A 12885-nucleotide genomic window follows, 5' to 3' on the forward strand; every position below is an offset into this window, starting at 1 on the left:
TGCGGCCGGGGGGCGCCCGCCCCCGGGGCGGGGGGGCCCCCCCCCGGGGGGGCGGGAAATTTTTTTGGGGGGGTGGGGGGGGGGGGCCGGCCCGGGGGGGGGGCCGGGGGGGGGGTGTTTGGGGGGGGGGGGGGGGGGGGTGTTGTGGGGGGGCGGCGCCGGGGGGGGGGGGCGGGGCCGCCGCGGCCCCGGGGGGGGCCCCCCCCGACCGGAGGGTGGTCAGGCCCTGGCGTGGCCGTTCAGCGCGGCCAGCGGTGTGTCCGAGAGGCCCAGCTCACCGGCTTTCTCGATCAGTTCCTTGAACCGGCCGGTGTTCTCACCGCCCTGCTGCATCAGCCGCATCAGCAGCGCGGACACCGTGAGGTTCTGCACGTCGGCGGTGGAGACGGCGCCCAGGATCCGGCTCAGGTCGTCGGTGAAGCTCGCCGAGCCGTCCAGCCAGGGCCCGGCGAGGGCCTGCGCGGTCTCGGAGTGCCGGACGAAGCCGTCCACGCCCTTGCCGAGCGCGATCGAGGACACCAGCCGGTCGAAGAACACCGACTCGCCGCCGACGATGTTGATGTCCGCGTTCTCCAGTCCGGTGGCGAGGACCGTCGCCTGCGCCTCGGCGACCTGCCGCTGCACGTCCAGTCCGGCGAGCCGGATGTCCTTCTCGGCCTCCAGCCGCAGCCGGTACTCCTCGTGACCGCGGGACGCCTCGTCGAGGGCGGCCATCGCCGCCGCCTTCTCGGTGAGGCCGGCCGCCTCCGCGCGGAGCCTGCCGCTGATGGCCTCCGCGTCGGCGAGGGCCTTGGCCCGCGCCCCCTCGGCCTCCGCGCGCAGCCGTGCCTGGGTCGCCTCGGCCTCGGCGCGGCCCGCCTTCTCTATGACGTCGGCCTCCTTGTCGCGGACCTGGACGACGGCCAGCCCCTCGGCCGCGGACTCCGCCTGGACGCCCTCGGCCAGCCGCAGCTTGGCCCGTGCGTCGAGGTCGGCGGTCTTCAACCGGGCCTCGGCGAGGGTGAGTTCCTCGGCGGCGCGGTGCGTGGCGGCCTGCTCGGCGGCCTCGGCGGCCTTGATGTCCTTGACCAGCTTCTCCTGCGCCTCGGCCTCCGCGGCGATGATCACGGCCTGCCGCTGCCGCTCGGCCTCCTCGACCGCCCGCAGCTTCTTGATGGACTCCTCCTGCTCGGCGACCGTGCGGTCCACCGCCACCCGCTCACGGATGACCTCGGCGATCTCCCGCTTCTCCGCCTCGACCTCCTTGTCGGCGGCGATCCGGGTCAGCTGGGTCTCCCGCTCCCGGGCGATGACCTCGAGGAGCCGGTCCTTCTCGATGCGCTCGCTCTCGACGGCGATGACCCGCTCGCGGTTCTTGGCGGCGACGGCGACCTCACGGGCCTGGTTCTCGCGCTGCACGCCGAGCTGCTCCTCGGTGCGCAGGAAGGCGCTCTGCGCCCGCAGCCGCTCCTCCTCCACCACCCGGGCGGTCTCGGCCTCCTCGCGGGCCCGTACGGTCTCGATCTCCCGGCGCTGCTTGATCTCGGCGTCGGCCTGCCGGCGCTCCAGTTCCAGGATCGCCTCGCGGGCGTCGACGTCCTGCCGGGTGATCTCCTTCTGCTCGTTGCGCTGGGCCTCGTTGGTGCGGACGTGCTCCACGGCCGTCAGCTCGGTGATCTTGCGGATGCCCTGCGCGTCGAGGACGTTGCCCGGGTCGAGCTGGGTCAGCGGTGTCTGCTCCAGGTAGTCGATCGCCGCGTCCTCGAGGTGGTAGCCGCTGAGGTCGACGCCGATGACCTCGATGATCCGGTACCGCAGTTCCTCGCGCTTGGTGTAGAGGTCGGTGAAGTCCATCTGCTTGCCGACGGTCTTCAGCGCCTCGGAGAACTTGGCGTGGAACAGCTCCTGGAGCGTGTTCCGGTCACTGGCCCGCGCGGTGCCGACGGCCTGGGCGACCTTGATGACGTCGTCGACGGCCTTGTTGACCTTGACGAAGAACGTGATGCGGATGTCCGCGCGGATGTTGTCCCGGCAGATCAGGCCTTCCTTGCCGGCCCGGGTGATCTCGATGGTCTTCACCGAGATGTCCATCACCTCGGCCTTGTGCAGCACCGGCAGCACGACCGACCCGGTGAAGGTCACGTCGACCTTGCGGACCTTGGAGACGATCAGTGCCTTGCCCTGCTCCACCTTGCGGAACAGTTTGGAGACGACGAGCAGGCCGATGAGCATGAGCAGCAGGGCGACGCCGACGAGTACGGCGATGCCCACGGTGGCGGCATCCATGGGACACGTCCTCCCGGGCTAGGAAGTAGGTCGAGCGGTGCCTCGTTGGTGAGGCGGGTGAAGGTCCGGCGGAGGAGGAGACGACTCAGTCGGCGCCGCGGTTCTGCGCCGGGTGCGGACGGATGCCGTCCGCATCCTGCGCACCCTCCCGCTCACCGTTCACGTTCGAGGGCGCACACCGCTCCCCTCCGGGTTCCGGTGCCGGGCACCTGCCGGTGCCCGGCACCGGAACCATCCGCGGTGCTCCCCGCGGACCATGCTGCCTGCTCGGGGCATGCTCGCGCACTGCCGGAACCCGGCAACATTCATCAGGGACTTGATGCCGGTGTGACACACTCGGCGCGTTAGGGAAGCGTCAAGAGTCGGGGGGAACGCGTGACGGAACGGGAGATCCCGGAGGAGTATCTGGAGGGCTATGCCCGCATTCTGGCCGAGGTCGCGGCCACGGGCAGACGCCTCACCCGGGACGAGATCGCCTCCCGGCGGGCCCTGGGGGAACGGGCCGCGGAGGCGGGTTTCGGTCTGCGTTCCCTCGTCAGCGCGCATCTGTCCGGCGCCCGCGGCGCGTGGCCGCGCGGGGCGGACTCGGCCGACGACGCGCTCACGGCCGTACAGCAGGTCGTGGACGCGTTCGCCGAGGGGTACGAGCGGGCGCAGCGGCTGGCGGTGCGTCAGGAGGAGGCCGCGCGGCGGGAGTTCATCGACGACCTGCTCTACGGCCGCAGCGACCTGGGGCGGCTGGCGGAGCGCGCCGAGCGCTTCGGGCTGCGGCTGTCCCACGAACACGCGGTCGCGGTCGCCCGGGGTGCGGTCGCCTACGACGAGGGCGATCCGGTGCCGCGGCAGGTGGAGCGCGCCCTGATCTCCCGGTTCGGTGACCGCAGCATCCTGCTCACCACCAAGGACGGGCGGCTGCTGTGCATCGCGCCCGGACACCAGGGCGAGGTGCTCACGTACTTCGCCAAGCAGGCGCACGCCGCCACCGACGGCGGCCAGGTCGCCGTCGGACGCCCGCAGTCCGGGCCGGGCGGTGTCGTCCAGTCCTACGAGGAGGCCCTGAGCTCACTGGAGATAGCCGAGCGGCTGGGGCTCGACGACCCGGTGCTGCGCGCCGCCGACCTGCTCGTCTATCCCGTACTGGCCCGCGACCGCCAGGCCATGGCCGACCTGGTGCACAACACCCTGGGGCCGCTGACGACGGCCCGCGGCGGTGCCGTGCCCCTCCTGGACACGCTCACCGCGTACTTCGACTCCGGCTGTGTCGCCGCGGAGGCGGCCCGGCGGCTCTCGCTGAGTGTGCGCGCGCTGACGTACCGCCTGGAGCGCATCCACAAGCTCACCGGCGCCAATCCGTCGGACGCGTCCCACCGCTACATGCTCCAGACGGCGGTGATCGGAGCGCGTCTGCTGGACTGGCCGGCCGGCGAGCTGTGAGGGGCCGGGCCCGGATCAGCCCTTGACCAGGGTGATGTCCTGGTGCCCGACCGCGTGGACGACGGGCAGCAGGAGGATGCCGCTGGGGCGCAGCTCCATGAGGGTGGCCTCGACGTGGGCCCGGCCCGCCTCGAGGGCGCCTGCGGGCACGGTTCCGGTGTTCTCCCAGCGGTGCTCCTCGCCGTCGCAGACCGCGCGGGTGCCGCCGACGGAGTAGTGGGTGTGGGACGAGGGCCGGTTGACCGAGGAGCTGACGAAGACCGGTCCGTCGCCGCCGAGGCAGCGGTAGGTACCGGAGAGGGTGACGGATCCGTCGGCCATCCGGCCCTCCTTGTCCACCGTCACGGACTCCGAGGGGGCGGAGGGGGCGGCCGACGCGGGCGAGGGGGCCGCCGCGGCGAAGCCGAGCAGCAGCAGCGCGGAACCGGCCGCGGCGCCGAGGGCGGGACGTACGAGCATGGGGAACCTCCCGGAACGAGCGTGATGAGGGATTCCACCAGTACCCGGCGCGGGGTCCGGGGCCGGTCATCGTCACCCCTTCGGTGGCGAGTCGACCCCGGCCGTCGGGGAGCCGTCCCGGGATGGTCCGGGAGCTGTCACGTTTCCCGGCGGGCGGTTCCGCTGCATGCGCGGCCCGGGCATGGTCTGTGCATACGACCCATACGGATCGTTCCACCAATGTGGAGGTGCGCCATGTGTGCCCACCGGCCTTCCTGCCCTCAGCCCCATGACACCGCCGTACACGTGGTGGCCGCCCACCCCGAGCAGGGCTGGAGCCTGCTGTGCGACGGTGCGATCGTCTTCGACGACACCGGCGAGCTGCTCCCCGACGGCCGGGTGGTCGCCCCGCACCGGGCCCCCGCCGACCGGCTCGTGGTCGCCGCCTGAGCCGGTCCGGCCCTCTCAGGGCAGCGGTCCGGTCCTCTCAGGGCAGCAGGGCGAAGCCGTCGAGTTCCACCAGGGCCCGTTCGTCCCACAGGCGGACCACTTCCACGACCGCCATCGCCGGGTAGTCCCGGCCGGCCAGCTCCCGCCAGACACGGCCGAGTTCGCGGGCGTGGGTGCGGTACGCGGCCACGTCGGTGGCGTAGACGGTGACGCGGGCCAGGTCGGCGGGGGTGCCGCCGGCCGCGCGCAGGGCGGTGAGGAGGTTGGTGAGGGCCCGCGTGAACTGTTCGGGCAGGGTGTCGCCGGCCACCTCGCCGTCGGCGTCGAGGGCGGTCTGGCCGGCCAGGAACACCAGCCGGGAGCCGGTGGCGACGACGGCGTGCGAGAAGCCGGCCGGTGGGGAGAGCTCGGGCGGGTTGACGCGCTCGGCGGTCACCGGTCCTCCAGGTTCCTGTACAACTCCTTCGCGATGATGCCCCGTTGCACTTCGCTCGCCCCCTCGTAGACGCGGGGTGCGCGGACCTCGCGGTAGAGGTGTTCGAGGAGGTGCCCGCGTTGCAGGGCGCGGGCCCCGTGCAGCTGGACGGCCCGGTCGACGACGTACTGCGCGGTCTCGGTGGCCAGCAGCTTCGCCATCGCGGCGCGCCCGGGGACGCCGTCGGCGCCCTCGTCGTACGCCGTCGCCGCCGCGTACACCATGAGCCGGGCGGACTCCGTGCGCAGCGCCATCTCGGCGACCTGGTGGGCGACGGACTGGAGGTCCTTCAGCTTGCCGCCGAACGCGTCCCGCCGGGCGGTGTGGGCGAGGGTCGCGTCCAGGGCGGCCCGGGCCATGCCGACCGCGAAGGCGCCGACGCTGGGGCGGAACAGGTTGAGGGTGTCCATGGCGACCCGGAACCCCCGGTCGACCTCGCCGAGCACGTCGTCGGCGGTCACCGGTACGGCGTCGAAGCGGAGGGCGCCGATGGGGTGCGGGGAGAGCATGTCGAGGGCGGCCCCGGTGAGTCCGGGCCGGTCGGCGGGGACCAGGAAGGCGGTCACACCGCGTGCGCCGGCGCCGGGGGTGGTACGGGCGAAGACGGTGTAGAAGTCGGCCTCGGGGGCGTTGGAGATCCAGCACTTCTCGCCGGTGAGCCGCCAGCCGTCCGGCCCGTCGGGCTCGGTGGCGAGGGACGGCGGCGGATCGGATGCGGCAGTCTCCCCCGCCGGTCCGGACCGGGCCTCGGACCGGGCATCCGGAGCCCCGCCGCGCTCGCCGCGCCGCGATGCGGCCGGCGGCGGTGCGGCCGGCGGTGCGGCCCGCCGGGGTGTCACCGTCGGGGCGGCCCCGACGGACGGTTCCGCCGTGAGGGACAGGGACGCCGCGTCCGAGCCCGCGTCCGGCTCGCTCAGGGCGAAGGCCGCCACCGCGGTGCCGTCGGCCACCCGGGGGAGCCAGCGGGCGCGCTGGGCGGGGGTGCCGTGGGTGTGGACGGGGTGGGCGCCGAGGCCCTGGAGGGCCAGGGCCGTCTCCGCCTCGGTGCAGGCGTGGGCCAGGGACTCCCGCATCAGGCACAGATCGAGGGCGCCCGAGGTGAACAGGCGGGACAGCAGGCCGAGGGTGCCGAGTTCGGCGAGGAGGGGGCGGTTGACCCGGCCGGGTTCACCCTTCCCGGCTAGTGGCCGCAGGCGTTCCTCGGCCAGGGCGCGCAGCTCCGCGCACCAGGCGAGTCGTTCCGGTTCGAGCGAGAATGCGGTCATCGCCGGTCCCTTCCCTCGCCGCTGGGCCACTCCCGAGGTTATCGCGGACCGTTGACTGCCGTCACCGACACGATACGCTCCTGATGCGAGCCCACCACGCCAAGGGGGCGAACCGTCATGAATCCACGGGCCACCGCGCACGTCGACACCTTCGCCCGCGACCACCTCCCGCCACCCGACCAGTGGCCCGAGCTCCGCTTCGACCTGCCGGAGCTGCACTACCCCGAGCGGCTGAACTGCGCCGCCGAACTGCTGCACGGCCCGCCCGACGGCCGCCCGGCGTTCCGCGTCCCCGACGGCACGACCTGGACGTACGGCGAGCTGCGCGCCCGCGTGGACCGGCTCGCGCACCTCCTCACCGGCGACCTCGGGATCGTCCCCGGCAACCGGGTGCTGCTGCGCGGCCCCACCACACCGTGGCTGGCCGCCTGCTGGCTGGCGGTGCTGAAGGCGGGCGCGATCGCCGTCACCGTGCTGGCCCAGCAGCGCCCGCACGAGCTGAGCACCATCTGCGAGATCGCCCGGGTCCGCCACGCCCTGTGCGACATCAGGGCCGTCGACGACCTCGCCAAGGCCGAGATCCCGGACCTCTCCCTCACCACCTACGGCGGCGACTCCCCCGGCGACCTGCTGAACCGCCCGGCGCCCACCACACCGTACGAGCCGGTGCCGACCGCGGCCGACGACGTGGCGCTGATCGCCTTCACCTCCGGCACCACCGGACGTCCCAAGGGCTGCATGCACCTCCACCGGGACGTGCTGGCGGTCGCGGACACCTTCTCCCGGCACGTGCTGAAGCCGGTCGCGGGCGACGTGTTCGCCGGCAGTCCCCCGCTGGGCTTCACCTTCGGCCTCGGCGGCCTGGTGGTGTTCCCGCTGCGGGCCGGGGCGAGCGCGCTGCTCCTCGAACAGGCGCACCCGGACCAGCTGTTGCCCGCGGTCGCCGAGCACAGGGTGTCGGTGCTGTTCACCGCGCCCACCGCCTACCGCGCGATGCTCGCCGGACTCGACGGCCACGACGTCTCGTCGCTGCGCCGCTGCGTCTCTGCGGGCGAGAACCTGCCCGCCGCCACCTGGCGGGCCTGGCACGAGCGCACCGGGCTGCGGATCATCAACGGCATCGGCGCCACCGAACTGCTGCACATCTTCGTCTCCGCCGCCGACGAGCGGATCCGCCCCGGAACGACGGGAGTTCCGGTCCCCGGCTGGCAGGCGCGCGTGCAGCACGCCGACGGCACGCCCGTGCCCGACGGGGAGCCGGGACTGCTCGCGGTGCGCGGCCCCGTCGGCTGCCGCTACCTCGCCGATCCGCGCCAGCGGGAGTACGTGCGCGGCGGCTGGAACATCACCGGCGACACCTATGTCCGCGATTCCGACGGCTACTTCCGGTACGTCGCCCGCGCCGACGACATGATCATCTCGGCCGGGTACAACATCGCGGGCCCCGAGGTCGAGGACGCCCTGCTGCGCCACCCGGACGTCGTGGAGGCGGCGGTGGTCGGGCGGCCGGACGAGGCACGCGGTCAGGTCGTGGTGGCGTACACGGTCCTGAAGGAGGCCGCGGAACGCGACGCCGAGGCGCTGCGCGCCTTCGTGAAGTCCGAGCTCGCGCCGTACAAGTGCCCGCGGGAGATCGTGTTCATGGACGCCCTGCCCCGCACGGCCACCGGCAAGCTCCAGCGGTTCCGGCTGCGCACTCGCACCGGGACGGGGGACGACCGTGCGTGATGCCGGGGAACCCCGCCATCCGCATACGACCTAAGATGATCAACGTGTCCGACCAGCAAGCCCCCCACGCTCCGAGATCCCTCATCGTCACGCTCTACGGCGCGTACGGCCGCTCCGTGCCGGGCCCGGTGCCCGTCGCCGAGCTGATCCGGCTGCTGGCCGCGGTCGGCGTGGACGCCCCGTCCGTCCGCTCCTCGGTGTCCCGGCTCAAACGGCGCGGCCTGCTCCTCCCGGCGCGCACCGCACAGGGCGCGGCCGGATACGAACTCTCCTCCGAAGCACGCCAGTTGCTCGACGACGGCGACCGCCGCGTGTACGCCACCGATCCGCCGGAGGACGAGGGCTGGGTGCTCGCCGTGTTCTCCGTACCGGAGTCCGAACGGCAGAAGCGGCACGTCCTGCGCTCCCGGCTGTCCGGCCTCGGCTTCGGCACGGCGGCCCCCGGCGTGTGGATCGCCCCCGCGCGGCTGTACGAGGAGACCAGGCACACCCTGGAGCGCCTGCGCCTCGACGACTACGTCGACTTCTTCCGCGGCGAGCACCTGGGCTTCGCGCCCACCGCGGAGGCGGTGGCCCGCTGGTGGGACCTGTCCGGGATCGCCGAGCAGCACGAGGCGTTCCTGGACCGGCACGCGCGCGTGCTGCATGCCTGGGAGCGGCGCACCGACACCCCGCCCGAGGACGCCTACCGCGACTACCTCCTCGCCCTGGACTCCTGGCGCCACCTCCCCTACACCGACCCCGGCCTGCCCGCCGCCCTGCTCCCCGCCGACTGGCCGGGCATCCGCTCGGCGGCCGTCTTCCGCTCCCTGCACGAGCGGCTGCGGGACGCCGGGGCGGTGTTCGTGGGCGTGTAGCGGCCCGGCCCCACTCAGCCGACCCTCAGCTCGTTCATCCCGTCCTCTCACATTCCTCGCCTAGCCTCCATCGGGTCGTAGGGCGAACGGGGGAAGAGAGGACGGTTGCGCATGACCACCACGGCGAGGCCCCAGGGGGCCACCGTCTGGCTCACCGGGCTGCCGAGCGCGGGCAAGACCACCGTCGCCGGGCTGCTCCGTGACCGGCTGCGGGCGGACGGGCGCAGGGTGGAGGTCCTCGACGGCGACGAGATACGCCGCTTCCTCACCACGGGCCTCGGCTTCTCCCGGGCCGACCGGTGCGCGAACGTGCGGCGCGTCGGCCTGGTCGCCGAGGTACTGGCCCGCAACGGCGTGGTCTGTGTCGTCCCCGTCATCGCCCCGTACGCCGAGAGCCGCGACGCGGTGCGCGCCCGGCACGCGGCGAGCGCGACACCGTACTTCGAGGTGCACGTCGCCGCCCCGGTGGAGGTCTGCGCCGCACGGGACGTCAAGGGCCTGTACGCCCGTCAGGCCGCCGGCATGCTGACCGGGCTCACCGGCGTCGACGATCCGTACGAGCCGCCCACCGACCCGGCGCTGGTCCTGCGCACGGAGTCGCAGACCCCGTGGGAGTCGGCCGACGCGGTCCACGCGATGCTGGCGGAGCACGGACTGACCCGGCGGGCGGAACTCATGACGTCCGGGGTCGACTCCCGAGACTGAGACGGGGTTTGGGTGCGTCCGTGCGGCCGGTCCGGGGCCGCCTGCTGCCCGCACGGTACGGTGCCGGCCAGACCGCGCCCGGACCCTCGTAGCCCTGCTCGGCCGCCGCGTGGAGCGTCCAGTGGGGGTCGTAGAGGTGGGGGCGGGCCAGTGCGCACAGGTCCGTACGCCCGGCCAAAATAAGGGAGTTGACGTCGTCCCAGGAGGAGATCGCGCCGACCGCGATCACCGGGACGCCCGCCTCGTGCCGTACCCGGTCGGCGAACGGGGTCTGGTACGAGCGCCCGAACTCCGGTGTCTCGTCGGCCACGACCTGCCCGGTCGACACGTCGATCGCGTCGGCTCCGTGCGCGGCGAAGGCGCGGGCGATCGCGACCGCGTCGTCGGCCGTGGTGCCGCCCTCCGCCCAGTCGGTGGCGGAGATCCGGACGGTCATCGGCCGGTCGCCGGGCCACACCGCGCGCACCGCGTCGAACACCTCCAGCGGGAAGCGGAGCCGCTTCTCCGGCGAGCCTCCGTAGGCGTCGGTGCGGTGGTTGGTGAGCGGGGAGAGGAAGCCGGAGAGCAGGTAGCCGTGGGCGCAGTGCAGTTCCAGCAGGTCGAAACCGGCCCGCGCGGCCCGTACGGCGGCGGCCGTGAACTGTTCCCGCATGTCGGTGAGCTGGGCCCGGGACAGTTCGCGGGGGATCTGTCCACCGGGCTTGTACGGCAGGGGCGAGGCGGCGACGAGGGGCCAGTTGCCGTCGTCGAGCGGCTCGTCCATGCCCTCCCACATCAGCTTGGTCGAGCCCTTGCGGCCACTGTGGCCGAGCTGCACGCCGATCGCGGTGCCGGGCGCCCGCGTGTGCACGAAGTCGGTGATCCGCCGCCACGCCTCGGCCTGTCTGCCGGTGTAGAGGCCCGCGCAGCCGGGCGTGATGCGCCCCTCGGGACTGACGCACACCATCTCCGTCATCACCAGCCCGGCCCCGCCCAGCGCGCGGGCGCCGAGGTGCACGAGGTGGAAGTCGCCGGGGACGCCGTCGACCGCCGAGTACATGTCCATGGGCGAGACGACGACCCGGTTGCGCAGGGTCAGTCCGCGCATCCGGAACGGGGTGAACATCGGGGGCGTACCGGGCGGGCAGCCGAACTCGCGCTCCACGGACGCGGTGAAGCGGGCGTCGCGCAGCCGCAGGTTGTCGTGGGTGACGCGGCGGCTGCGGGTGAGCAGGTTGAAGGCGAACCGGCGGGGCGGCTGGGCGAGGTGGAGGGGCAGGTTCTCGAACCACTCCAGGCTGGCGCGGGCGGCACGCTGGGTGGAGGCCACGACCGGTCGGCGTTCCGTCTCGTACGCGGTCAACGCGGTTTCCAGGGAGGGCTGTTCGTCCAGACACGCGGCGAGTGCCAGCGCGTCCTCGACGGCGAGCTTGGTGCCGGAGCCGATGGAGAAGTGCGCGGTGTGGGCGGCGTCGCCGAGGAGCACGATGTTGCCGTGCGACCAGCGGTCGTTGACGACCGTGCGGAAGGTGGTCCACGTCGAGTTGTTGGACTTCAGCGGGCGTCCGCCGAGCGCGTCGGAGAAGATCTTGGCGCAGCGTCCGACGGACTCCGTCTCGTCCGTCTCGTCGAATCCGGCGGCACGCCAGACCTCGTCGCGCATCTCGACGATCACGGTGGAGGCGTCGGTGGAGTAGGGGTAGCCGTGCAGCTGCATCACGCCGTGCTCGGTCTCGGCGATCTCGAAGCGGAAGGCGTCGAAGGGGAAGTCGGCGGCCAGCCAGATGTAGCGGCAGCGGTGCTCGGTGATGCGGGGCCGGAACACGTCCGCGAAGGCCTCGCGGGTGGCGCTGTGGACTCCGTCGGCGGCCACGACCAGGTCGTACGTCTCCGCCAGCCGGGCGGGGGCGGGGGCCTCGGTACGGAAGCGCAGATCGACTCCGAGGGAGTGGCAGCGGTGGTGCAGGATCTGCAGGAGGCGGCGCCTTCCCAGGGCGGCGAAGCGGTGTCCTCCGGAGGTCTGGAGGGTGTTCCGGTGGACGATGTCGATGGTGTCCCAGTGGACGAAGGCCTGCTGGAGGGTTCCGTAGACCTCGGGGTCGGCGTGTTCGATGCCGCCGAGGGTCTCGTCGGAGAGGACGACGCCGAAGCCGAAGGTGTCTTCGGGTGCGTTGCGTTCCCAGAGGGTGACCTGGCGGTCGGGGGCGAGGCGTTTGAGCAGTGCGGCGGTGTAGAGGCCGCCGGGGCCTCCGCCGATGATCGCCACCCGAAGGGGGTGGTTTTTCCTGTCGGGCGGGTGCGGCGCCGTTGTGGCTGATCGCGCAGTTCCCCGCGCCCCTGGCGGTGTTGCAGTCCCCTGTGCTGAGAACATCCGCTTACCTCCCTTGCCACTTCGGAGGGCGCTTCTCCGTGAAGGCCGCGTGGAATTCCGCGTAGTCCTCGCCGGTCATCAGGAGGGCCTGGGTCGAGGCGTCCAGTTCGATCGCCGCCGACAGGGGCATGTCCAGTTCGGCTGTCAGGAGGGCCTTCGTCCGGGCGTGGGCCAGGGCGGGGCCGTCGGCCAGGCGGCGGGCCAGGGACTGGGCGGCCTCGTCGGCGTGGCCCTCGTCCGTCAGCGCGCTGATCAGGCCGATGCGTTCGGCCTCCGGTGCGCGTACCGGTTCGCCCAGCATCAGCAGCCGGGTGGCGTGGCCCAGGCCGACGACCCTCGGCAGGAGGTACGCCGCGCCCATGTCGCCGCCCGACAGGCCGACCCGGGTGAAGAGGAAGGCGAAGCGGGCTCCGGGGTCGGCGACCCTGAAGTCGGCGGCCAGGGCGAGGACCGCGCCGGCGCCCGCCGCCACTCCGTGCACGGCGGCGATCACCGGGAACGGGCACTCCCGTACCGCCCGCACCACCTGGCCGGTCATCCGGTTGAAGTCGAGGAGCTGGGCGGTGTCCATCGAGAGGGTCGCGCCGATGATCTCGTCGACGTCGCCGCCGGAGCAGAAGCCGCGCCCCTCGCCGGCCAGCACCAGGGCGCGTACGGCCCGCTCCCGGGACAGTTCGGCGAGCAGGTCGCGCAGGTCGGCGTAGGCGCCGAAGGTGAGCGCGTTGAGCTTGTCGGGGCGGGCGAGGGTGACGGTGGCGACACCGTCGGCGACGTCGACGCGCAGATGCTCCCAGCGGGCGGTGCGGGCGGCGGAGCCGGTGAAGGGACTCATGAGGGCGGCCTCCTAGGGCGGGCACTGCGCTGCTCAGTGAGCTCTGCCCCATGAAGTTATCACCCGTCGGTGACCGTCGTCACGTG

11 protein-coding genes are annotated in these 12885 nt (G+C 73.1%); 5 read left to right on the top strand and 6 right to left on the bottom strand.

Annotation, left to right across the window (positions count from 1 at the left end; all coding sequences use genetic code 11):
* Window positions 1-219 precede the first annotated feature (219 nt).
* Complete coding sequence (locus ACFV5H_RS08035; RefSeq protein ID WP_385056161.1) at window positions 220-2265, bottom strand: SPFH domain-containing protein; 2046 nt, start codon at window positions 2263-2265, stop codon at window positions 220-222.
* A 375-nt stretch (window positions 2266-2640) separates the two neighbouring features.
* Between ACFV5H_RS08035 and ACFV5H_RS08040 the strand changes: the two genes are divergently transcribed.
* Window positions 2641-3699, top strand: a complete 1059-nt coding sequence (locus tag ACFV5H_RS08040; RefSeq protein ID WP_385056158.1) for a PucR family transcriptional regulator — start codon at window positions 2641-2643, stop codon at window positions 3697-3699.
* 15 nt (window positions 3700-3714) lie between these two features.
* On the opposite strand, the gene ACFV5H_RS08045 is transcribed toward ACFV5H_RS08040, so the two are convergent.
* Window positions 3715-4158 carry a DUF6299 family protein gene (locus ACFV5H_RS08045; protein WP_385056155.1) on the bottom strand — a complete coding sequence of 148 codons (444 nt, stop codon included), beginning with the start codon at window positions 4156-4158 and terminating at the stop codon, window positions 3715-3717.
* A gap of 234 nt (window positions 4159-4392) precedes the next feature.
* On the opposite strand from ACFV5H_RS08045, the gene ACFV5H_RS08050 reads away from it, so the two are divergent.
* Window positions 4393-4587 (top strand): DUF5999 family protein, encoded by a 195-nt coding sequence (locus ACFV5H_RS08050; protein WP_385193444.1) that lies wholly within the window; start codon window positions 4393-4395, stop codon window positions 4585-4587.
* A 37-nt stretch (window positions 4588-4624) separates the two neighbouring features.
* Here ACFV5H_RS08050 and ACFV5H_RS08055 read toward each other — a convergent pair whose 3' ends face one another.
* Window positions 4625-5023: a RidA family protein gene (locus ACFV5H_RS08055; protein WP_385193447.1), complete on the bottom strand. Its 399-nt coding sequence runs from the start codon at window positions 5021-5023 to the stop codon at window positions 4625-4627.
* Window positions 5020-6327 (bottom strand): acyl-CoA dehydrogenase family protein, encoded by a 1308-nt coding sequence (locus ACFV5H_RS08060; protein WP_385193450.1) that lies wholly within the window; start codon window positions 6325-6327, stop codon window positions 5020-5022. Before ACFV5H_RS08060 ends, ACFV5H_RS08055 begins: the two co-directional genes overlap by 4 nt.
* A 117-nt stretch (window positions 6328-6444) precedes the next feature.
* Here ACFV5H_RS08060 and ACFV5H_RS08065 point away from each other — a divergent pair, with 117 nt between their 5' ends.
* The 3 genes from ACFV5H_RS08065 (at window position 6445) to cysC (ending at window position 9617) form a co-directional block, all read left to right on the top strand.
* Complete coding sequence (locus ACFV5H_RS08065; protein WP_385193453.1) at window positions 6445-8055, top strand: AMP-binding protein; 1611 nt, start codon at window positions 6445-6447, stop codon at window positions 8053-8055.
* A 35-nt stretch (window positions 8056-8090) separates the two neighbouring features.
* Window positions 8091-8912 carry a PaaX family transcriptional regulator C-terminal domain-containing protein gene (locus ACFV5H_RS08070; RefSeq protein ID WP_385056143.1) on the top strand — a complete coding sequence of 274 codons (822 nt, stop codon included), beginning with the start codon at window positions 8091-8093 and terminating at the stop codon, window positions 8910-8912.
* 111 nt (window positions 8913-9023) lie between these two features.
* Window positions 9024-9617, top strand: coding sequence for an adenylyl-sulfate kinase (gene cysC, locus ACFV5H_RS08075; protein WP_385193456.1), 594 nt, complete (start codon window positions 9024-9026; stop codon window positions 9615-9617).
* Here cysC and ACFV5H_RS08080 read toward each other — a convergent pair.
* On the bottom strand, window positions 9586-11967 hold the full coding sequence (locus ACFV5H_RS08080; protein ID WP_385193459.1) for a bifunctional salicylyl-CoA 5-hydroxylase/oxidoreductase: 2382 nt from the start codon (window positions 11965-11967) through the stop codon (window positions 9586-9588). The genes cysC and ACFV5H_RS08080 overlap by 32 nt on opposite strands.
* Before the next feature lie 4 nt (window positions 11968-11971).
* Complete coding sequence (locus tag ACFV5H_RS08085; RefSeq protein ID WP_385193462.1) at window positions 11972-12799, bottom strand: enoyl-CoA hydratase family protein; 828 nt, start codon at window positions 12797-12799, stop codon at window positions 11972-11974.
* Window positions 12800-12885: the final 86 nt, after the last annotated feature.

Origin of the sequence: Streptomyces sp. NPDC059787 (assembly GCF_042732315.1) — a bacterium.
GTDB lineage: Bacteria > Actinomycetota > Actinomycetes > Streptomycetales > Streptomycetaceae > Streptomyces > Streptomyces atrovirens.